The organism is Xenorhabdus indica (genome assembly GCF_014467235.1).
GTDB lineage: Bacteria > Pseudomonadota > Gammaproteobacteria > Enterobacterales > Enterobacteriaceae > Xenorhabdus > Xenorhabdus indica.
Genome location: NZ_NKHP01000005.1, coordinates 89877 through 112299 on the forward strand (window position 1 = coordinate 89877; position 22423 = coordinate 112299).

Annotated in this window: 23 protein-coding genes and 3 pseudogenes; 13 read left to right on the plus strand and 13 right to left on the minus strand. The window is 39.3% G+C overall.

Annotated features, from left to right (window positions below; genetic code table 11):
• Positions 1–2: 2 nt before the first annotated feature.
• The 3 genes from Xind_RS05770 (at position 3) to mazF (ending at position 3820) form a co-directional block, all read left to right on the plus strand.
• On the plus strand, positions 3–2900 hold the full coding sequence (locus Xind_RS05770) for a valine--tRNA ligase (protein WP_187649641.1): 2898 nt from the start codon (positions 3–5) through the stop codon (positions 2898–2900).
• 159 nt (positions 2901–3059) lie between these two features.
• A complete protein-coding gene (locus Xind_RS05775) occupies positions 3060–3305 on the plus strand; it encodes an AbrB/MazE/SpoVT family DNA-binding domain-containing protein (protein ID WP_047678843.1) in 246 nt (81 codons plus the stop codon).
• A gap of 182 nt (positions 3306–3487) precedes the next feature.
• A complete protein-coding gene (mazF, locus tag Xind_RS05780; RefSeq protein WP_047678846.1) occupies positions 3488–3820 on the plus strand; it encodes an endoribonuclease MazF in 333 nt (110 codons plus the stop codon).
• Positions 3821–3963: 143 nt separating this feature from the next.
• Here the strand turns inward: mazF and Xind_RS24020 are convergent, their stop codons facing one another.
• Positions 3964–4308 carry an AzlD domain-containing protein gene (locus Xind_RS24020; RefSeq protein ID WP_047678849.1) on the minus strand — a complete coding sequence of 115 codons (345 nt, stop codon included), beginning with the start codon at positions 4306–4308 and terminating at the stop codon, positions 3964–3966.
• Positions 4309–4310: 2 nt separating this feature from the next.
• Positions 4311–5012 (minus strand): AzlC family ABC transporter permease, encoded by a 702-nt coding sequence (locus Xind_RS05790; protein WP_187649642.1) that lies wholly within the window; start codon positions 5010–5012, stop codon positions 4311–4313.
• Between the two features lie 281 nt (positions 5013–5293).
• Here Xind_RS05790 and Xind_RS05795 point away from each other — a divergent pair, with 281 nt between their 5' ends.
• Positions 5294–6067, plus strand: coding sequence for an amino acid ABC transporter substrate-binding protein (locus Xind_RS05795; RefSeq protein ID WP_047678855.1), 774 nt, complete (start codon positions 5294–5296; stop codon positions 6065–6067).
• A gap of 156 nt (positions 6068–6223) precedes the next feature.
• Here the strand turns inward: Xind_RS05795 and Xind_RS05800 are convergent, their stop codons facing one another.
• The 3 genes from Xind_RS05800 to Xind_RS05810 all read right to left on the minus strand — a co-directional run bounded on the left by Xind_RS05800 (position 6224) and on the right by Xind_RS05810 (position 8151).
• Entirely contained in the window at positions 6224–6985 is a 762-nt protein-coding gene (locus tag Xind_RS05800; protein ID WP_047678858.1) for an enterotoxin A family protein, read from the minus strand.
• Between the two features lie 61 nt (positions 6986–7046).
• Positions 7047–7358 carry a hypothetical protein gene (locus Xind_RS05805; protein WP_156115316.1) on the minus strand — a complete coding sequence of 104 codons (312 nt, stop codon included), beginning with the start codon at positions 7356–7358 and terminating at the stop codon, positions 7047–7049.
• Positions 7359–7992: 634 nt separating this feature from the next.
• Positions 7993–8151 (minus strand): transposase family protein, encoded by a 159-nt coding sequence (locus tag Xind_RS05810; RefSeq protein ID WP_367961226.1) that lies wholly within the window; start codon positions 8149–8151, stop codon positions 7993–7995.
• 402 nt (positions 8152–8553) lie between these two features.
• Here Xind_RS05810 and Xind_RS05815 point away from each other — a divergent pair, with 402 nt between their 5' ends.
• The 4 genes from Xind_RS05815 (at position 8554) to Xind_RS05830 (ending at position 11609) form a co-directional block, all read left to right on the plus strand.
• Positions 8554–9261 (plus strand): amino acid ABC transporter permease, encoded by a 708-nt coding sequence (locus tag Xind_RS05815; RefSeq protein WP_047684606.1) that lies wholly within the window; start codon positions 8554–8556, stop codon positions 9259–9261.
• Positions 9245–10009: an amino acid ABC transporter ATP-binding protein gene (locus Xind_RS05820; RefSeq protein WP_047684604.1), complete on the plus strand. Its 765-nt coding sequence runs from the start codon at positions 9245–9247 to the stop codon at positions 10007–10009. Before Xind_RS05815 ends, Xind_RS05820 begins: the two co-directional genes overlap by 17 nt.
• A gap of 78 nt (positions 10010–10087) precedes the next feature.
• Positions 10088–10861, plus strand: a complete 774-nt coding sequence (locus tag Xind_RS05825; protein WP_047684603.1) for an amino acid ABC transporter substrate-binding protein — start codon at positions 10088–10090, stop codon at positions 10859–10861.
• 244 nt (positions 10862–11105) lie between these two features.
• Positions 11106–11609 carry a GNAT family N-acetyltransferase gene (locus tag Xind_RS05830; RefSeq protein ID WP_187649643.1) on the plus strand — a complete coding sequence of 168 codons (504 nt, stop codon included), beginning with the start codon at positions 11106–11108 and terminating at the stop codon, positions 11607–11609.
• 85 nt (positions 11610–11694) lie between these two features.
• On the opposite strand, the gene rraB is transcribed toward Xind_RS05830, so the two are convergent.
• The gene (rraB, locus tag Xind_RS05835; RefSeq protein WP_047684598.1) at positions 11695–12117 is read right to left on the minus strand and encodes a ribonuclease E inhibitor RraB; all 423 of its coding nucleotides are present in this window, start codon (positions 12115–12117) and stop codon (positions 11695–11697) included.
• A gap of 231 nt (positions 12118–12348) precedes the next feature.
• Between rraB and argF the strand changes: the two genes are divergently transcribed.
• Both argF and Xind_RS05845 read left to right on the plus strand, forming a co-directional pair.
• Positions 12349–13362, plus strand: coding sequence for an ornithine carbamoyltransferase (gene argF / locus Xind_RS05840; protein WP_047684596.1), 1014 nt, complete (start codon positions 12349–12351; stop codon positions 13360–13362).
• A gap of 345 nt (positions 13363–13707) precedes the next feature.
• Complete coding sequence (locus Xind_RS05845) at positions 13708–14823, plus strand: alpha/beta fold hydrolase (protein ID WP_047684592.1); 1116 nt, start codon at positions 13708–13710, stop codon at positions 14821–14823.
• Between the two features lie 106 nt (positions 14824–14929).
• On the opposite strand, the gene Xind_RS05850 is transcribed toward Xind_RS05845, so the two are convergent.
• From Xind_RS05850 to Xind_RS24030, 4 genes and pseudogenes are all read right to left on the minus strand, one after another.
• Positions 14930–15550 carry a LysE family translocator gene (locus Xind_RS05850; protein ID WP_187649644.1) on the minus strand — a complete coding sequence of 207 codons (621 nt, stop codon included), beginning with the start codon at positions 15548–15550 and terminating at the stop codon, positions 14930–14932.
• A 494-nt stretch (positions 15551–16044) separates the two neighbouring features.
• Positions 16045–16830 (minus strand): nucleotidyltransferase domain-containing protein, encoded by a 786-nt coding sequence (locus Xind_RS05855; RefSeq protein WP_047684587.1) that lies wholly within the window; start codon positions 16828–16830, stop codon positions 16045–16047.
• Positions 16831–16853: 23 nt separating this feature from the next.
• Positions 16854–17036 (minus strand): annotated as a pseudogene (locus tag Xind_RS24025) (RtcB family protein); the annotation flags it as partial.
• Between the two features lie 63 nt (positions 17037–17099).
• Positions 17100–17315, minus strand: a pseudogene (locus tag Xind_RS24030) (hypothetical protein); the annotation flags it as partial.
• A gap of 400 nt (positions 17316–17715) precedes the next feature.
• Between Xind_RS24030 and Xind_RS21095 the strand changes: the two are divergent.
• Positions 17716–17967 (plus strand): annotated as a pseudogene (locus Xind_RS21095) (MBL fold metallo-hydrolase); the annotation flags it as partial.
• 88 nt (positions 17968–18055) lie between these two features.
• Here the strand turns inward: Xind_RS21095 and Xind_RS05870 are convergent.
• The gene (locus tag Xind_RS05870) at positions 18056–18808 is read right to left on the minus strand and encodes a hypothetical protein (protein WP_187649645.1); all 753 of its coding nucleotides are present in this window, start codon (positions 18806–18808) and stop codon (positions 18056–18058) included.
• A gap of 160 nt (positions 18809–18968) precedes the next feature.
• Here Xind_RS05870 and Xind_RS05875 point away from each other — a divergent pair, with 160 nt between their 5' ends.
• Both Xind_RS05875 and pyrB read left to right on the plus strand, forming a co-directional pair.
• A complete protein-coding gene (locus tag Xind_RS05875; RefSeq protein ID WP_047684544.1) occupies positions 18969–19319 on the plus strand; it encodes a hypothetical protein in 351 nt (116 codons plus the stop codon).
• Positions 19320–19377: 58 nt separating this feature from the next.
• Positions 19378–20316 (plus strand): aspartate carbamoyltransferase, encoded by a 939-nt coding sequence (pyrB, locus tag Xind_RS05880; RefSeq protein ID WP_047684541.1) that lies wholly within the window; start codon positions 19378–19380, stop codon positions 20314–20316.
• Positions 20317–20684: 368 nt separating this feature from the next.
• Here the strand turns inward: pyrB and Xind_RS05885 are convergent, their stop codons facing one another.
• On the minus strand, positions 20685–20984 hold the full coding sequence (locus Xind_RS05885; RefSeq protein WP_187649646.1) for a PhzF family phenazine biosynthesis protein: 300 nt from the start codon (positions 20982–20984) through the stop codon (positions 20685–20687).
• A gap of 206 nt (positions 20985–21190) precedes the next feature.
• Positions 21191–22156: a methyltransferase gene (locus Xind_RS05890; RefSeq protein ID WP_187649647.1), complete on the minus strand. Its 966-nt coding sequence runs from the start codon at positions 22154–22156 to the stop codon at positions 21191–21193.
• Positions 22157–22423: the final 267 nt, after the last annotated feature.

Here is a 22423-nt window from a genome sequence, read left to right on the forward strand (position 1 = left end):
CAATGGAAAAGACACCCGCTACTAAAACGCAATCTGAGCCATCTCTCGATAAAACATACAATCCGACAGAGATAGAGCAACCTCTTTATAACCACTGGGAAAAGAGCGGTTATTTCAAGCCGAATGGCGATACCCGCCGTGAAAGCTTCTGCATCGTCATTCCGCCACCAAACGTGACCGGCAGCCTGCATATGGGGCACGCATTCCAGCAAACGATCATGGATACTATGGTGCGCTACCAACGCATGCAGGGCAAAAACACGCTATGGCAAGTCGGTACTGACCACGCAGGCATCGCAACGCAAATGGTTGTCGAGCGCAAAATCGCAGCAGAAGAAAACAAAACCCGCCACGATTACGGCCGCGATGCTTTTATTGACAAAATTTGGCAGTGGAAAGCGGAATCAGGCGGCACTATCACCAACCAGATGCGCCGCCTGGGTAACTCTGTGGATTGGGAGCGTGAACGCTTCACTATGGATGAGGGTTTGTCAAAAGCCGTTAAAGAAGCCTTTGTTCGCCTGTATCAAGAAGATTTGATTTACCGTGGCAAACGCCTGGTTAACTGGGACCCTAAACTGCGCACCGCGATTTCTGATCTGGAAGTCGAAAACCGCGAAGTTAAAGGTTCTATGTGGCATCTGCGTTATCCATTAGCAGATGGAGCCAAAACTGCCGAAGGCAAAGACTACCTGATTGTTGCTACTACCCGTCCGGAAACTATGCTAGGGGATACCGGCGTTGCTGTTAACCCGGAAGATCCGCGTTATAAGGATCTGATTGGCAAAGAGATTATCCTGCCACTGGTCAACCGTCGTATTCCTATCGTAGGAGATGAGCATGCAGATATGGAAAAAGGCACCGGCTGTGTGAAAATCACTCCGGCTCACGATTTCAATGACTATGAAGTCGGTAAACGCCACAGTCTGCCAATGATCAACATCCTGACCTTCGATGGTGATATCCGTGAAGCCGCAGAAGTTTTCAACACTAATGGTGAAGTTTCTGACAGTTACTCGACCGAGATCCCTGCTGAATACCGTGGCATGGAACGCTTTGCTGCGCGTAAGGCGATTGTCGCTGAATTTGAAAAACTGGGCCTGCTGGTAGAAATCAAACCTCATGATCTGACCGTACCTTACGGTGACCGTGGCGGCGTGGTTATCGAGCCAATGCTGACTGACCAATGGTATGTGCGCACAGCACCACTGGCAAAAGTGGCGATTGAAGCGGTTGAAAACGGCGATATCCAGTTCGTACCAAAACAGTACGAAAACATGTACTACTCCTGGATGCGTGATATTCAGGATTGGTGTATTTCCCGTCAATTGTGGTGGGGCCACCGTATTCCGGCATGGTATGACGCACAAGGCAATGTTTATGTTGGACGTGATGAAGAAGAAGTCCGCCGCGAAAACAATCTGGGTGCAGATATTACACTGACTCAGGACGAAGACGTACTGGATACCTGGTTCTCCTCTGGCTTGTGGACATTCTCTACCCTCGGCTGGCCTGAGCAAACTGAAGCGTTGAAAGCCTTTCACCCAACGAATGTGCTGGTCAGTGGTTTTGACATCATCTTCTTCTGGATTGCCCGCATGATCATGATGACCATGCACTTCATCAAAGATGAAAACGGCAAACCACAAGTACCATTCAAAACTGTCTATATGACCGGTCTGATCCGCGATGAAGAAGGCCAGAAGATGTCAAAATCCAAAGGGAATGTTATCGACCCATTGGATATGATTGACGGTATCCCGCTGGAAACCCTGCTGAAAAAACGTACCGGCAATATGATGCAGCCACAAATGGCAGAGAAAATCCGTCAGCGTACTGAAAAACAGTTCCCGGAAGGCATTGAAGCCCACGGCACTGACGCCCTGCGTTTCACTCTGGCAGCACTGGCTTCTACTGGCCGCGATATCAACTGGGATATGAAACGCCTGCAAGGTTATCGCAACTTCTGTAACAAGCTATGGAACGCCAGCCGTTTTGTGCTGATGAACACCGAAGGGCAGGATTGTGGCCAAAATGGTGGTGAAATGTCACTGTCACTGGCAGATCGTTGGATTTTGGCTGAATTCAACCAGACAGTAAAAGCCTATCGCGAAGCATTAGATACTTACCGTTTCGATATCGCCGCCAATATTCTTTACGAATTCACATGGAACCAATTCTGTGACTGGTATCTGGAACTGTCCAAACCTGCCATCAACAAAGGTACTGGAGCAGAAGTTCGCGCAGCGCGTCATACTCTGATCGAAGTGTTGGAAGGTTTACTGCGTCTGGCACATCCAATCATTCCATTCATCACCGAAACTATCTGGCAACGTGTGAAAGTGGTTAAAGGTATTGATGCGGATACCATCATGCTGCAACCTTTCCCTGAATTCGATCAGGCGAAAGTTAATGAACTGGCACTGAACGATCTGGAATGGATCAAGGAAGCGATCATTGCGGTACGTAATATTCGTGCAGAAATGAACATCGCACCAAGCAAGCCGCTGGAAGTTTTGCTGCGTGATGCAAATACTGATGCACAACGTCGTGTGGCTGAAAACCTTAACTTTATTCAGGCAATGGGCCGTCTCTCTTCTGTTACTGTATCGGCAGCAGGAGAAGAAGCACCAGTTTCTGTGACCAAACTGATCACCGGTGCAGAAATACTGATCCCAATGGCGGGTTTGATCGATAAAAACGCAGAACTCGCTCGTCTGGATAGAGAAATCGAGAAGCTGGATAAAGAAATCAACAGCATCGAAGTCAAACTGGCTAACGAAGGTTTTGTCAGCCGAGCACCAGAAGCCGTTGTTACCAAAGAGCGTGAGCGTCTGGCAACAAACAATGCTGCTAAAGAAAAATTACTGGCACAAAAAGAGACCATTGCTGCTTTGTAATATTTCTTGAATTTAATTAAGCCACTGCAAAAAATGCAGTGGCTTTTCTTCCTCAAATTCATTGGTTCACATATTCAACTTTATATATCTACCATGTTGACACATGGATACTTTCTACTTATTGTATCTACAATGTAGAAACGTTACGAGGGTATAGCAATGTCACAAGCAGTAATTAAAAAGTGGGGCAATAGCCCATCGGTAAGGATCCCGGCTGCAATTATGAAAGCCGTATCTTTGAGCATTGATGATGCCGTTGATATTATGGTAGAAAATGGACGTATAGTCATTGAGCCTGTGCACTCTAAAGAGTATACGCTTGATGCTTTGCTTTCCGGTGTTACAGACGAGAATATTCATGAAGAAATATCTTTTGGTAAACCCGTGGGTAAAGAAGCATTATGAATGATCTTAATATAATGGGGTATATTAATATCAACAAATATACCCCCCAAATTATACTATATTGTCTTGATACTGTTATTTATTCAACAGTTCTCCTTTCCCGTAAATAATATCTAATGCTGTTTATAGGAATCGGTGACATTTTTTGGGTATTGAGTGTAGATAATGAAGGAAAAATCACAATGGTAAAAACCTATATACCAGATGCTGGTGATATTGTTTGGGTTGATTTTGATCCACAAGCAGGACATGAACAAGCAGGACATCGCCCGGCTTTGGTACTTAGCCCTGCAATTTACAATGGCAGAATAGGATTAATGCTGTGTTGCCCTATGACGACTAAAATTAAAGGCTATCCGTTTGAAGTTATGGTAGAAGGTGAGTGCAACAGCGTCATTCTAGCTGATCAGGTAAAAAGTTTTGACTGGCGTAAACGTAATGCCGCGAAAAAGGGAAAAGTACCCGCCTCCGTACTTTCAGAAGTTAGAGCAAAAGCTAAGGCATTAATAGGGTGATTTATTTTAGATAAGCAGATAAGTTAATTTTGAACGTCAGTATTTGGGATGGTAATTACTTTATCTGCATGTTATCACAGATAAATACAAAAGGATTTATTGTCTGAGTTAGAATAATCTGCTCACCATATCTTAATGTTGTATCAAAAAAACATATTTTTTTCATTCAAACACCATGATATTAATATAAATAATATAGATGATATAATTAGGCTCTTTAATATAGAACCCGTGCGTTTACTAATAAAATATGCAGTTATAACAGTAACTATTGCCAGCACATATTTAATTTCAAAGTCAGAAAGCAAATGGCTAATTTTTATATTATCAAGAGAGATATTCACGATAATACTGCCAAGAATAAAGCATACGGAATAGTCTAGAGATGTAATAAGAAAACCATCTTTTTTAATTTTTTTGTTACCTATTAAAAATGGTATCACCCTAAGAAAAAAACTCATGGCTCCCATCAATAAGATTATCATCATAATTATGCTCTCTCTTTAATTCTTAACTCATAAAATGCAATGCACATTCCGACTATAATAGGCATCACGATATCCATAAGTTGAATATTTATTTCATTTATGAATGGAGCACATATCCCTCCTATTAGCGTAACAAAAACAGACAAATCTTTTCCTGCCCGCTTAGCCGCAAGGGATGAAAAATGTATCGGAATTAACATCATTAAAAAAAGAGAAATAGAATCATAATTCAAATAATTTGAAGACACATACCCTAGCAACGTTGCCAAAACAGCAATCACAAAACTTGGTATAGATACACCTAGATAATAATTAAATTGAGATTTCCCATCAGAAATTTTCTCTGCAATTAGATGAGCATGAGTCACGGTGTATGTACTGGCGCTAAATGCTAACATTGACAATAATATCTTGCTTTTTGATATACCATGAAAATACTGTGACATGACCATAGACATCAGAAAAAAACGAAAGTTTATGATCAGAGTCAGTATTATCACTGATAAGAAAACTCCATTAGCAAGATAATTAACAACAGCTACCTGCAAAGGTGCAGCAAAAGTGAATACAGACCCTGCCATAGTTTCTATTAATGAAATTCCTTTATTTTGATAAAGAGCACCAACAGAAGCAAAAATAAGGAAAAAAGAAATACAGACGGGCAAAGAATCTAGCATCCCTTTTCTGAATAATGAGTTTTGCATTGAGCACCCACTTTTAATATCAATAAATTCGTACCAATAATCGCAACTTAAAAACATTACATTAAAAAATATGATGATTCAATGTTTTTAATGTTATCTTTCAAGCGAAATGGAATTAATCAATACCATTTATAAGAACAAACATCAATTATTAGCTTTTTATAAAATTTTCATATAAAAATTAAAACACATCATATAATTTCATATTATATAAACTATTTGGACGTAAAAACTGATTATGTATTATATTTGACAATAAATCTCATTATCAGGAAGGTGCAATGAAAATTGTAAGCAAAGTATTATTAGCAAGTATTCTCCAATTAAGCTTTACACATTTGGCTTATGCAAAATCGACCCTTGATAACATTCAATCCACAGGGGTATTCAGAATCGCAACAGAAGGGGCTTATGCTCCGTTCAGTTATCATGATGCTTCTGGAAAATTAACCGGATTTGATGTGGAAATCGGTCGCGAAATTGCTCAGCGCATGCAAGTCAGACCTGAATTTATTGAAGGTAAATGGGATGGATTAATCGCGGGCCTTGATGCCGGGCGCTCAGATGCCGTTATGAACCAAATTGCGATTACACCTGAACGCGAGAAAAAATATATTTTCTCTCTGCCTTATGTCATTTCTGAAGCCGTGCTAATTACCCGAACAGATAACAATACAATTAAAACATTCAGTGATTTGAAAGATCGGACTTCTGCCCATACCCTGACCAATAACTTCGCCCAAATTGCCCGTAAACACGGCGCCGAAATTATCGGTACAAATGGTTTCAATCAAGAGGTGGAACTTGTCAGTACAGGTCGTGCTGATGCCACCATCAATGACAAACTTTCCTATCTCGACTACAAAAAACATCGGCCAGAAGCACCAGTAAAAATAGTGGCAACTGATACCAACGCAGCACAAACCGCCGTGCTCCTGCGCAAGAATGACACTGCATTAAAAACCGCGGTTGATAAAGCCATTACTGAGATCAATGCTGATGGTACTTATCAACGTATTTGGGACAAATATTTTGGTGAAGAAATAACAAAATAATCAAACAGGGCCTGATGGACAGGGCAAACGGGCCTAACTGATATAGATGGAAATCCCACTGTGAAGGGCTTTCATCATATAACCATTATCCCACCCTGCCTTCTGACGCTTAGTTTTCACTCCACCGATTCAAAGGTGGAGTGAAGTTAAACACGATTATAAAAAACTGGCACTTAAAAAAGCGGTTATCGATAAGCCATCATGGCATTGCTTCCATTTTCTTAAAAATGGATATGTATGAGTACTGGCTGCCAGACGATCATAACGACGTGAAAAAGTCGACAAATTGAGAGCACAATAAGTTTCAGTCGTGACTACCTCTCTTGGTAATTGAGTGCTCGATATATAAGGGCTGACATTTGCTGTTGTTTCAAGATCCTGATACACCCTGTTAGATATATAATCACCTTCAACGTAAGCATTGCTAACCCAATCATACAGAAACTCCTGAGCTCCACGAATTTGTGTAACAGCAATACCTCTGATTGCCACATATTCTTCCTGATTTTCATAAACATTAATCAGTCTCAGATAATTTGTATTTCCTGTCTGAGCATAAAGGTTCTGTAATGATAAAATCACACTATAAAAATTAGTGGTTGGCCTTATGTCATAAATGTAGAAGGTCTGTCTATTCTCAAAATTGACGCCCCAATCAATAGCGACTTCTTCATTGGCAGTTGTTGAGACAAATGCTGAAGCAGCCGCCGCATGCTCTATATCACCGTACTCCTGAACATGCTCCACAATATTATTATTCGTTCCCCAGGGAGAAAATCCGCCCCCTGCTGTGCGAAAGATTCTCTCTGGAGGGCGGGTATCCATTCTATAAACTTTATTAACTTGTTGCTGAGCATAGGACTGCGATATATATAAAAATAAAACACATAATAAAGAAAAGAGTTTTAAAATTCTCATTAAATGCGCCTCCCTTAGAAATTTTCTAAATCTTCAGAGAAACCAGAAAAACAATTCACAATTATGGGAACCAGGCTTGTACTGAATTGAATTGTGCGCCTTCATAGGTGCCATAACCCCATGTGTTACATCGAACTCCAAATTCATCATCCAATAGTGCCACCTTCTGTCCACTGGCTTGGGCTGCCAGAATAGTGGCATAAGCGTTCTTTCCACTATCCTTATCAGTGCTTAACTTACCGTAAGCCCAAAAAATTTTGGTATCCCTATTATTCCAACTCCGTCCTGTTTCTGATAACCAAACCGCCCACTCATTCCAGCTATTAGCATTTGACCATACCCCAACAACATAACCTCTTCCACATTCTTTCATATATTTGACTCCGGAGACCATGAAAAGCGGTGTCTGAGCAGCAGGGTCAGGCTTTAGAGAATGTACTGCCTTTGTTATTTTCATATCATTTGAGCAAGCCGAACAACTCAGCACTATCATTATAGATATAAGTAACTTATATGTTTTCATAATTTTTATTTCTCCAAAAGAAAGATAACAATTTGCAAAGCAAATCCCTACCGTTTGAAAATAAGGGTTCGCTTAGGAAAAGAAGTAATACTACATTAAGGCTGTTTTTATTCAGCCCGAAAAGATATTATTACACTCTTCATTAAAATCTATTTTTAAAAAACAACCTGACAGCAGTAGTTAACCATTAGAAAATATAAAGATTGAAAAACAACATGTTTATATATTTTTTAATTATAGCAGAAATTAATGAAAATCAAGCCGTGAATAAAATCTCTCTCCATTATTTACATTGATGAAAAATGACATTATTTATTATTTATTATTTATTATTTATTATTTATTATTTATTATTTATTATTTATTATTTATTATTTATTATTTATTATTTATTATTTATTATTTATTAAATTATATTTTAAATTCATAATAAACAATATATTATGGTGCATTTAAATATATAAAAATATTATTACATTGAAATTTAATTTATTAGTAGATTCTCATAGACAAGAGCATGGCTGGGAATTCCATTGGACAGAAGAAATTGGCTGAACCAATCCTCTTTAGGTTTCCCGCATTCTTCAATGGCATTGAAACTCTCACAACCACAGATAACCGAACAAATCGCTATGGTGAGCATGTCGATAAAAGAATACTATTTGTACGGTTTGTACGGTTAAGCCAGTGGATCAGCGAGATTATGTACTGAAAGCACGCTGTTGATCCAATTGTTCAAGTTAGCCCATTTGCTCTGGTCTGATGAAACAGGCTCTTGATCTTTCCATATCAAGTGACACCATACTTCCCTTATATCCCTGACTCATCCATTAGTTCTAAGCTATAACTTTATTTTATATAACTATGATCTCTTATTGCCATATCATAAATAAAACAATCACATAAAAAATAAATACTTTTTGAAGTTAGGCTATATACCTAATGGATTTCAAATTGCATCGCAACGGCAAAGGCACGAATTTGCCAAACCAACAAAGAGATAAATAACTTGAAAGACGAAAAGTATAAAATATAGGAACAATATATGACTCCATCCTGGCTCAGCTTAGCGCTGGATTCCCTTTGGCCAATGCTTTACGCAGGCCTGACATTCACTATTCCCCTCACCCTGATTACATTTGCTCTTGGGCTTACACTGGGATTCATTGTTGCCCTGATCAGGCTTTATGGCCCTAAACCACTGGTTGCAGTCGTACGTTTTTATGTTTGGTTGATCCGTGGAACCCCCTTACTGGTTCAGCTATTCCTGATATTTTACGCCTTGCCTAGTATCGGCATTACATTGGAAGCATTCACTTCTGCCGTGATTGGTTTTACCCTGAATGTTGGTGCCTATACCTCGGAAGTGATACGCGCAGCTCTGAATTCTGTTCCCAAAGGACAATGGGAGGCTTCCCACTCCATCGGTATGAGTTGGTGGCAATCTTTACGTCGGATTGTGTTGCCACAAGCGGCAAGAGTTTCGATTCCTCCATTGTCCAATACCTTTATTTCACTGGTAAAAGATACCTCATTAGCTTCTGTCATTACCGTGCCAGAGATGTTCCTGGCTGCACAACGCATCGCTGCCGTGACATACCAACCAATGATCCTGTATACCGAAGCCGCTATCCTTTATCTGATCCTGAGTTCATTGCTATCGGCACTGCAAGTTCGTCTGGAAAAGAAATTCTCCCGGCAATACTCTCAAAATAGCAATAATAAGGAAGCCAAAGATGATTCAGCTCTCTAACATTGAAAAAAGTTTCGACGGGCAAAAAGTGCTGAAAAACATTAACCTGACTATTCAGGAAGGCAGTCTGACAGCGCTTATCGGGCCTTCTGGCAGTGGAAAAAGTACTCTGTTGCGTTGCATTAATCTGTTAGAAATTCCGCAAGCGGGTCAACTGATGATCGGCAAGGAAAAAATCACATTTACGGGTAAAGAACGACTACCTCACAAAGAAATCCAGCGCTTTAGCCTGCAAACGGGTATGGTATTTCAGAATTTCCAGCTTTTTCCTCATCTCACTGTAATTGAAAATATCATGGAAGGGCTGATTTGGGTACAGAAATGGCCGCGTGAACGCGCCAGAGAACGAGCAATCGAATTACTGGAAAAAGTGGATATGTCCCATAAGGCTGATGCCTGGCCAACCACATTATCAGGGGGTCAGCAGCAGCGTGTTGCCATTGCCAGAGCGATGGCCCCATCTCCCAAAGTATTACTATGTGATGAACCCACTTCAGCCCTTGATCCTGAGTTATCGAAAGAAGTCGTCTCAGTATTGAAACAACTTGCGGACGAAGGAACAACCATGTTAATGGCAACACACGATCTGCGTCTGGCGGCTAATCTGGCTCATGATGTTGTCTTTTTGGAATTCGGTGAAATTATTGAATCAGGAAGTGCCAGGCACATGTTTACCCGCCCAAATCAACAGCGTACCGTCGAGTTTATTTCAACCCTGACAGAAACCTTACCGGATTGGGAAATCTAGAGCACCGTGCCACCGTTAGTCTGAAAAAATTTAGTTTGAATAAGTTGATTTGAAGAAAAATTGCTTCGGAGAAAGACAATGAAAGTATTCTTGAAATTATTACTGGCTAGTGCCGCTGCCCTTGCTATTTCTGCTACCAGCTATGCCGGTAAAGATTTTGATGCCATAAAATCTTCTGGTGTCTTTAAGATTGGAACAGAAGGCACATATCCTCCTTTTACCTACCATGATGCCACCAACAAGCTCACGGGTTTTGACGTGGATATCGCCAGAGAAATTGCGCATCGCCTAAATGTCAAACCCGAGTTTATGGAAGTGAAATGGGATGGCCTGATTGCGGGGCTGGATGCCAAGCGTTTTGACGCCGTGATTAACCAAGTGGGCGTCACCCCAGAGCGGAAAACCAAGTACAGCTTTTCGATTCCTTACTCAACATCTCAGGTTGCCTTAATCATCAAGGATAACAACAACAATATTAAATCATTCGCGGATCTCAAAGGAAAACGCTCAGCTCAGTCTCTGACCAGTAACTACGGTCAGTTAGCAACATCTTATGGGGCTAATTTAGTCAGTACGGATGGCTTTAACCAATCCATTGATTTAGTTGTCACCGGACGAGCAGATGCCACCTTAAATGACCGTCTGTCATTTTTAGATTTCAAAAAACATCGACCTAACGCACCAGTTAAAATTGTTGCACAGCAAACTGATGCAAGTAAATCTGCCGTTTTATTGCGCAAAGGTGATCCTGAATTGGTAGAAGCTATCAATAAAATACTGCAAGACATGAAAGATGACGGAACCTATGCCCGTATTTCTGAGAAATATTTTGGCACTGATATTTCGAAATAATTCATCACTCAATTCGTAACACTACGGCATCGTTATGATGCCGTCTTATTTTATCATTTTAGTGAATTCTTTTTGTTTACTTATTTTTTCAATGAATATCAAGCTAATCATCATACCTCAACAACATCATGATAATCTGAAGCAGGATTTCAATATCCACGCTTTTTATTATCGTATTTTCCGAAACACACCTATTGTCTCGGATTATCCTTAACCAGAAAATAAAAATACAAAGAGTAAAAGAATGACCAAAATCACAACACACAACTACATCATCCGTCCCATCATCCAACAGGATAATGCAGACATTGCTGCTGTTATTCGTGAGGTATCTGCCGAACATGGTTTAACCGCTGACAAAGGTTTTGCTGTCGCCGATCCTATTCTGGATACCCTCTACGAAGTTTACAATCAGCCACGTAGTGCTTACTGGGTTGTTGAAATGGAGGGTAAAGTCGTTGGAGGTGGGGGAATTGCTCCACTGGCAGGCGGTGACAATGATACCTGTGAACTACAAAAAATGTATCTTTCATCGGTGTTGCGGGGAAAAGGCGTCGCCAAACAAATCGTACAACAATCTCTGGCGTTCGGCACAGAACAAGGTTTTACACGCTGTTATTTAGAAACTACGGCAGAGCTGAAAGCAGCCATTGCGCTATATAAAAAACTGGGCTTCAGCTATCTTGACGAACCATTAGGCAATACCGGGCACAGTGATTGCGAAGTCAGAATGATCAAGACACTATAACAAGCTCTATAGCTTATGGATTTCAATAAATGAGCCCCACGGTTTACGCGGGGCATATATTAGTCAGCCAATTCTTGAAAAGAAGTTAGTGAAGTCTGGGTTCATCTTCATCTGGGAAGAGAGCACCATTATCATCTTCATCATCCGGCGCATTCGGATCTTCAAAATATGTACCCCAACCATCGTAATTCACGCCGATTTTTTCAGCCAGATCCAACAGTTGCTCAACCTGTACATTAATCAGTTCAGCATCCAGACGGCTTTCACTGATCACATCGCAACACATCAAAACTACGCTATCTTCTGTTTCCAGCTCTTCCGCATCTGTCACTTCATAACCCAGTTTAAATGCTTCAACAGCCGCTTTTTCCAGACGATCAAAATCCTCTGCCGAAAAATGATGTTCAATGATATAAAGCGCATCAGGATCACTACCATCTTCCAATAATTCTTCGATGATCAAGCGAGTTTCTTCGCGCTGTTCTTCTAATGCATGTGGGTCTGCCATGCCAATCCCCCTGTCAGTTGGCTATCCTGTTTCGCATTCTCCCATCTTTTCCCTACAAAGGATATAGCTATCCAATTTTGTTAAACAGAAAATACAGGTCGTAAATGACTGAATCCCAATTATCCTAATAATCCTCAAATTACCGATTCACATTATAAGGGTTGTAATTAGATTTTTTATCGATATATAGTGAATATTAATTCAATATTTTTCCCATGGAGAAAATGCTGTATGAATCCATTTTTCCAACGCCACTTCCTGAGATTACTTGATCATAATCCCTCAGAAATTGATACACTTTTAACACTGGCAGTTAAATTAAAAGCGAATAAAAAATCCGGAAAAGAATTTCCCTTACTGGCAGGAAAAAATATCGCCCTGATTTTTGAGAAAGATTCTACCCGTACACGCTGTGCGTTTGAAGTTGCAGCCCATGACCAGGGAGCAAATATCACTTACTTAGGCCCCAATGGCAGCCAGATCGGCCACAAAGAGTCTATCAAAGATACCGCAAGAGTACTTGGGCGTTTGTATGATGGTATTCAGTATCGTGGCTATGGACAGCATATTGTCGAAACATTAGCGAAATATGCTGGTGTTCCTGTCTGGAATGGGCTGACAAATGAGTTTCATCCGACTCAACTGCTGGCAGATCTAATGACCATGCAGGAACATAGCCAAAAACCACTCACAGAACTAAAACTGGCCTATCTGGGTGATGCACGTAATAACATGGGTAATACAATGTTAGAAGCAGCCGCATTGACAGGTTTGGATCTGCGTTTAGTCGCTCCGAAAGCCTGCTGGCCAGATCCTAAGCTGGTGGCCGAATGCCAACTACAAGCCGAAAAAACGGCGGGTAAGATCATACTGACAGAAGATATTACAATGGGCGTTAAAGATGTGGATTTTCTCTATACCGATGTTTGGGTTTCAATGGGAGAACCTAAAAATGTCTGGCAAGAGCGGATTGACTTATTAAAGCCTTATCAGGTCAATATGGATGTCGTGAAATTGACAGAGAATCCGAATGTGAAATTTCTGCATTGCCTGCCAGCTTTCCACGATGAAGAAACGATACTTGGTAAACAATTAGCGGAAGAGTTCAATCTGTATGGTGGGTTGGAAGTCACTAATGAACTGTTTGAATCAGAACACAGCATTGTGTTTGATCAGGCAGAAAATCGTATGCATACCATTAAAGCTGTCATGGTAGCAACGTTGATACAAGAGCTGAATTTGTGATTTGATGTGACAACCATCAGCAATCCATCACTACTTAAATGACCATTTCACTGTTTTTGAACCACATTATCAGGCAGCCATGGGGATAACGCTTCCATAGTCTCTCCCCCATGATTTTTGAATTCAATTTACCGTGCAAGGCTGCCTCAATCCTCAAGCATTATCAAGGCCATCGGATAATACCATTTAATTATAATTTCATTATGTTACTTTCTGGTAGCGAAATAACCCATTATCTGTATTCTGAGACCCTCTCTAATCAAAAAATCATCTAATCTTAAGTTACCAGTTTCACAGAACGACAATCGATATATAAGATTAATTAGATGATGATAGGAGTTCGATATGACAGTATCATTACCAAATAACACGGAAAATGAATTACTGAAAATATGCCAGGAAGTACTACTCGTAGAATCAATGGGTATTAAAGATGATTTTTTCAGTCTTGGGGCAGATTCCATCTCATTAGTTGAAATACAAATTTCTATTGAGGAAAATTTAGGAAAGAAAATAGATTGGAGTGACGTACTTAGATTCAGAAACGTCGAATCCCTCGCTGCTTTTATTGATTCCAGTTACCGCCTTCCACCTCAAGACAGAAGGGAAATTGAATGGCATGGAGTAAAATATGCTTTTCGTGTTATTGGTGATATAAATACCACGACAGTAGTCCCCAAATTAATTATCGCGGGCGGTTTCCAGGATATGTACTCCTTACCTCATCTTGAATATCTTCTCAAAGATGACAGCCCTTTAATTATGGTTGATTTACCGGGAATAGGATCTGCGGACAATATTCCAGACAACAAAAGCTTTGAGTTTCTTGCCGAATGTACACGACATATTTTAGATGTTCTTTCCTTGCAGACAATAAACCTCATTGGTATTTCATACGGTGGGGCTATTGCCCTGGCTTTTACCTATCAATGGCCTGACAGGATTAATAAAGCCGCCTTAGTTGGCACAGCACTTACTCAGCCACTTCACATTCGAAACAGACTAAATGCAGCGTTACAATTACTCGTTGAGGGAAAATATGAGGAGTCTGTTGAGAAGATAATTTCAAGCCTTCTCTGTCTCGAACCAGGCATTGATATATTAGGAAAAGAAACGACCTATAAGCTTTTGAAAAAAACACTATTAGAATCAACACAACATCAAGGAGAAAGATATAAGCATCTCCAAATGCATCTTTTGAACCAAAAGAAATATGAGAGAGCAGTCAATTTTGACAAGCCCGTTTTATTTACAACCGGTGAATACGATATCATCACACCGCCTGAAAATGTTAAAATTTGCGCCTCTATTTTTCCAAACTCACTATTTACCACCATAAAAAAATCAGATCATCTCGTCATGGTGGAACGCCCAGATGTCCTGGCCGATCTCCTTATTCAATTTTTTAATGGGGAAGATTTAATCAAAAATAACTTAAACGATATTGAATATATCAATTAATAATGACTAAAAATAAGGATACACCCTACATAGCTGTCATTTTTCAAGTTACAGCTTTGTTGACTGCATCCATTTACCCTGAACACAAATTACCTTGAACACAAAGTTAGCGCCGACTTAACGCCAAATTAAACGCGAAAAATAAAAACAATCCGCCGGTCGTGCGATTCATCCATTTAATAACGTTCCCACGACGTAAGATGTGGGAAAGAGGCCGGGTAGCATAAATCAGGGCCAATGCCCATAGCGTGCCGAGTATGACGTGAATTGCCACTAATCCAAATGTCCAGATAATGGGTGAATGCCCCTGGGGAATAAACTGTGGTAAGAAGGAGACGTAAAATACACCCACTTTTGGATTCAACACATTTCCCAACATTCCTTTGACAAACCAATTCGACGTTTTCACAGAAGAAGCGTTTTCTCCACCAAGATCTAAGTTAGGCCGCCAGATCATCTGGAGCCCCAACCAGCATAAATACAATGCACCGCCCCATTTCAGAATGTTAAATGCCAGTTCAGATACAGCAATTAACGCCCCTAAACCAAATGCCACCATCGCTCCCCATATCAAACATCCGGTATCGATCCCAAGTGCAGCCTGAAAAGCTTTTTTCCCGCCTTCTGCTGCGGCTGTTCTTAAAATCAAAGCGGTATCTAAACCAGGGGTTAGCGTTAACAGTGTAGCCGCAACTGTAAAGGCAAGTAAGGAATCCAAAACTGTCATTTTTATCTCCGAAAATAAGAGCACGAAAGAATGCTTAATTATGATGTTATTTCATACTCATATATTCGACAGGAACAGTTTTTGTCAACTAAACTCCGTTACGAACCGAAAGCTGACACATTTGATATCCTCCCCCATCCTAAAGCTGCTTGAGTATAGTAAGGAACAGAGAATATATCAGAGCGTATTTATCTTACAGGTACATTAATTCCAAGTATATTAACTCCAAGTATATTAACTCCAAATAGTGCTGAAAGGCGTCTCCCTCTGCCGTTACAAGTTTTCAAACCCAACGCGGCACTCAATCAGGATTAATACCCGTGAATTAGGCAACCATAAACGCCAGCAGGGAGTCCATAACTATTATTTTTTATCCTTAAGGATAAAGGATAAGACAACATTTACTCATGAAGTTAAATCACACTTATCTATCGATTTGATCCATATTTCCCCTCAGTAATCGGCATTCTTTTATTTATTTTTTTGTTTTAGCATCATCTCATTACCCAACATTTCAAATAGTTATCAAGTAATTCCTGATTAAGTTCACAGTTATCGCTAAGCTCACAACGCGCCAATGTTTCATTAAGTTCAGATTCAATAAATGTGTGAATTTTCGGCTTACGCAAACCATATTTTGCCTCACTTGCAGATCGTTTAATTCGCAGCAGATCGGCAATTTCTGCTTTTAATTGAGGATCATGTACTGTTCCTTCCACCAACGTTTCAAAATCTATCGGCGGTACACCCTTGCCCATTTTAATCCAGTGGGCAGCCAATAACGGGCGCAATACGTAGAAATATTTTTTTAACCGGACTTCTTCACCTTGCAGATAACTACGGAAATTTTTCTTCGCCATTGAGAGATAGTGGTAACGCGCTTTAATGTCCGAAAAGAAATGTGGCACCAGCGTTTTCAATCCATTGGTTGCTGCCGCATTTGCCTGGTAGATGATGGGGGAATCCAACCATTCCATTAATGTTGGATTTGCCTGTTTCAGTAATTTTAAGGCCTTGCGTAACTCCCAACCATTGATATCCAACTTATCGTTAATTGACTGTTTAATAACATCCCGTCCTGCTTCTACTCTCAAATACCAATCCATAGGATGGACATAAATAAACCGCACGTCGTAATCACTATCGGGTGAAGCAAAACCCCACCCACGGCTACCCGATTCACAGGCGTACAATATGTGCACGTCATATTTTTTCTCTATCTTATCCAGTTCCCTCTTGATACGCTTTTTCATTACTAGACTGACTATTTCCCTTTCCATTTTTTCTTACCTATTTCTATTTACTATCCTTTTACACAAACGACCTGACGCAAAACATGTGCAACTTCCACCAGCGAAGACTGGGCTGCCATTACTGCATCAATATCTTTGTACGCCATCGGGATCTCATCAATCGCATCGCTATCTTTACGATACTCTACATGAGTAGTAGCTCTTTTCTGTTCACTCACGGTAAAGCGTTTTTTCATTTCCAGCGCGTCATGCCATAATCCTTTATCTCGTCCTCCACGGTTTATATTACGCCCATGTGATACAGCAGCTTCGATAGCATGACGAATATTCAACAAATTACCCGGTAAATCTGATGCCACCAGCGAAGTACAGGCTGCCATCATTACACAGCCGATATCTCCCCCAACTGCCGCCGGGATAATGGCACCAGTCTCTTGCGTCAATGAGTTATAACTGTTGGTTTTCATTTCAGTTGTTTTCATTTCAATTGTTTTCATTTCAATTGTTTTCATTTTTGCTCTCCTTTAATTGCTTAGAACTCCATGCGACTTCATCAGTGCGTTAACACTTATCGTTATTGCCAACCTTGTTATTACCAATCCTGTGCTAACTTTAGAAAAACATAAAAACATTTTTTATTATTTTGAAAAATAATCGTTTTTATTTTTACCTATTTTCGACAATAGTTTTTTCCATTTGATTTTCTTATCTTTTTGTATCGTTATTTGTAAATTAAGATAATCTAATGATAGGAATAGGGATGAAACGCAGAGTTGCTATTGGCGTTTTGGCTATAACATTAGACAAACGCAGACCAGATTGAGCATGGCCGTCCTGTACTCTTCCGCACCGTTTTTATCAACAGGGCCAACAGGAACCAGTCGCAGGATAAAGCGTATAGGAGAAAATGACATAGAATTGAGAGTACTGGGCACCAGAACAGGTATTCCCATTAAAGATCGCAATATCACCAGCCTTATTTTGGAATTACAAGCGATCCACAATGCATTGTGGATGATCCCCAAACTAGAGAAGGTTTTTATCACCCATTTACACGGTGATCATATCTTTGGTTTGCCGGGCTTATGGTGCAGCCGATCAATGGGAGGCCCTACAGCCCCTTTAGCATTATATGGCCCAAAAGGAATACGTCAGTTTGTAGAAGAGCATGATAAACACTGCACTTGTGCCCAAAAACCGAATCAGGATGGTGTTCCCCGTGGCCCGTGAATCCACTGGGTATAACTGCTAATTACATCATATTAAATAACTTAGAAAACTCCCCGGATAGATCGTGGTTAAATATACTGCGCCGATAATAATTTTCCCATAATGTTTCATCTGAAACCCAAGGCGGATAAATAGGTTCCTGATTCAACCAAAATTGTATTTTGCTAGCAACGTTTCTATTATTTCTGTGCCTGTAAACCCACCTCAGTTCTTTTGCAGTTATGGAATCTCTTGTTTTATCTACGACTTTTCTTATATTTATTTCATCAAGGATGAAGTGTATATGCATATCCCCAGTAAGTTGACAATTGCTCATTGTTACCCATGATAACCCTCCTTTACTTTTCCTTCCTATAGTTACATTATCCTTATTTATATTTTCATCAAGTACAGTATAATATTTATTATTTTTTCTAAGATGAGAATAGAAACTTTCTTTATATTCTCCATATTCCTCAAATGCAACAACATTAAGATAGCGTTTATATTCATTTGCCCTATTAATAAGACATTGAGTGGGGGTTCTTTGCCTATTTCCCATTGAACGCTTAAAATTATCTAAAAAAGACACCATTTCTCTCTCTTCAACCGGAATTAAATAATAATTAATCATTGCCGGTTTAGAGAATTCTTGTCCAGAAGTAGACTTGGTAAGATTATGTTTAACAATTTTAAATTTATCAACACGACTGATATAACGCTCTCTTTCATCAGTTAAACCGTATATCAGATCACCCTCAAAAAACGCATTTCTAAAAGGAGGAGAAAATGGCATATACCACCCTCTTATTTGATAAAAAAATCAATATATTTATATACTTAATAAAGTAACAATATATTATTCATCAAGATTATCACGGTCAACAATAGAACATTATTTAGCCAAAATAATAAAAAATGGCAATCAGTTTGGGTGACAAAAGCGAATATACCCAATGGATTTCAAGTTGCATCGCGACAAGGGAATGACAAACTGGAACACAGATGACTATGTGATAGGGATGAGTGAGTGCAGCCAACAAAGAAGCAACTTAAAAGACAAAGAGTATAATATCCTCCCTGGCTTTGTTCATGATCCACTGATTGAAATAAAAATTTCTTCCACAAACCTTGCGGTGAATACAATCGTGAGTATAATGCGCGACGATTTGCTGGGAGAAAACATGAAATACTGCGCCACAGATAACGTTGCAAAATATCAATCCAACAAAACACTGCCAACTGGCAGCCTGGACGTATTGTTTTTCCCATTGCTAAACCGATCATTTAAAAAGCCCCTCAATTGAGGGGCTTTTTTTTGTCTGCCCAGTCAAAGGCTAAAAGTCATAAAAGAGGAATGTAAACATGGCTAACCCGTTATATCGCAAGCATATCATTTCAATTAATGATTTGAGCCGCACAGATCTTGAATTGGTATTGCAGACAGCAGCAGCACTGAAAGCCAATCCACAGACTGACTTACTGAAACATAAGGTTATCGCTAGCTGCTTTTTTGAGGCCTCTACGCGCACCCGTCTCTCTTTTGAAACAGCGATTCAACGGCTTGGAGCATCTGTGGTCGGCTTCGCGGACAGTAGCAATACGTCATTAGGCAAAAAAGGAGAAACACTGGCTGATACTATTTCTATTATCAGCCAGTATGTTGATGCGATTGTGATGCGTCACCCACAGGAAGGGGCCGCACGTCTTGCTTCTGAATTTTCCGGTCATATACCGGTCATTAACGCGGGTGATGGTGCGAATCAGCACCCAACCCAAACTTTGCTCGACCTATTTACCATTCAGGAAACCCAGAACAAGCTGGATAACCTGAAAATCGCTATGGTGGGTGATTTGAAATACGGGCGTACCGTACATTCATTGACACAGGCACTGGCAAAATTTGAAGGTAACCATTTCTGCTTTATCGCACCGGATGCCCTTTCCATGCCGAATTACATTCTGCATATGCTGGCTGAAAAACAGGTGAGTTACAGCATTCACAATAACTTTGAAGATGTGTTGCCAGAGCTGGATATTCTATATATGACCCGTGTACAGAAAGAGCGTCTTGATCCTTCTGAATACGCCAATATCAAAGCCCAGTTTGTACTGCATGCAGCGGATTTGGTCAATGTCAAAGATAACCTGAAAGTATTGCATCCATTGCCACGTATTGATGAAATTACTGTTGATGTGGATAAAACGAGTTACGCCTACTATTTCCAACAGGCAGGTAATGGTATTTACGCCCGTCAGGCACTGCTGTCACTGGTATTGAATGAGAATGTCATTATCGCATAATAATGCAATAGCTTATTCACAAAAATAAGCAATCGTTAATATTATGACCAAGGGAGTGATGTTTTGGTCATAATATTATTTTTGAAAAATGCTTTACTCCATTCTCTGTTGTTGATGTAACTAAATGACTATTCCTGACTATAATAATATCTTTTTCAGAAGAGATATTATTCATGATTTCCGAATTTACATCCGCAGCATTAACTATTCATTAACTATTAAAGGTAAAAACAACAGTGAGACTAAAACAACGAACTTACTCATATCATTCCTGAATTATAAAATGGAAAAAATCGCACGCAGATTTCCGGCTGCGAGTTGTTCAGGTTTTTTACGAAAAACGGCTGTTCATCAAAAATTACTGTCCGTCAAAAACGGATAGCGCCACTGATGCATGTGACGGCATTACCACCGACCAGAATTTTCTCGTCAGTGACAGTCAGTTGAAGTTTTCCATCACGACCGGGTACTTGCCCTTGAGAGGAGCAGATCAAACCATCTTCAGGTAAGGTGACAGCGTGATGGCGTATAAATGCCGCTACACTGCCGTTACCACCACCACATACCGGACCGTCATTTCCACCATGTTCGCCATAGAGACAGATCCCAGTTACATTCATTTCGCGATCATGTTCCCGAAGTCGTACATAATCAGGGCGAGCTTGCAAGACTGAATTAATTCCCCTTAAGCAACGAGATACATCCAAAAAATCTGGTATACATCATAATAATTTATACCAGATTAATTAGATGATTATTGCCCCCCTGCTAATTCATTAAAGCCAGACTATTTCATGTTTAAAACAACAATTCACAGTGGTTGCATGAATACTCTGGGGTCTTATCCCACTTATCATAACATTTTAAATGTGATTCATGTTTTCTTTTTCATTTCAATAATATGCTTAGAAGAAGTGATTTTATATATATTATTGATATAAAACCCTGCATTATTTGCAAGTTCTTCATATTCAGATTGATAACATATATTACCCCTGAAAATAAGATCCATAAATAAATGAAAGGAAATATCCTTCGCATTATTTTCTTCTTTAATTGTGTCAATAACGTAGAGTATTGAATCATCACGCATAGCTTGATGGATATTCTTTAGAATATCGGTGGATTTATCGTTTGGCCAATTACGTAAAACCTGTTTCAGGAAATAAATATCATATCCTGCGGGTATAGCTGAGAAAAAATCACCATTAATAAACGTAATATCCTCTAATTCCTTTTCAATAAAATCATAGCGATCCATAACAGTACATTTAAGATGAGGATAATATTCTTTTATTTTTCTGGTTAGGTTTCCTTCACCACCACCTACATCAATAATCGATGAGACATTCTCCATCGGAATATACTTTATTATATTATCAAAAATTTCATCTGTGATGACTGCCATAAAATTATAAAACAATGACTTTAATTCCTTATTTTCATTCTTATTTATATAATTATAAAAGCTTTCTTTATGAATTGATTGAAAAACAGATTCATCATGTTGTGAGTTGAGGCAAGAAATATATTTTGGCCATATTTCCCATATAACAGGATTTAATTCAAATTTTATCTTCAATGTTTCATAACTATTAGGATCACTGAGTGATAAACACATTTCAGTGAGATAATATTGCTCATTATCCTTAAATAATACATTCAGTGACAACATATAATCTAACAGAATCTGGAGCCTATCAATTGATACATTACATAACTCAGAAAGTTGCTTTAATGTCTTCCCTTCTTTATTAGTTAGGTATTGTGGTACTTGACTTGAAACAAAAGCATATAACCCTGCTGACTGGCGATAGCCATCTATAATTTCTAAAAGCATTCTCAATGTCTCTTATGTTCAATTACAAGTTTATGTGTTAGTTACTCTATTTATTTTAAATTTATACTTCACCAAGTATAATTTAAATTATGAAATAATATATTAGTAAATTAAAAAAATTAATATTTATAATATAAAACTCATATAACAATAATTATTAACCCCCCGTAACTTTAATGAGCAATTTGAACCTATCTTGCTGGAATTGGATAAGCGGATAACAAAAAAATAAATCATGTAAATGAACAAAAAAGCAAATAAGTTTAT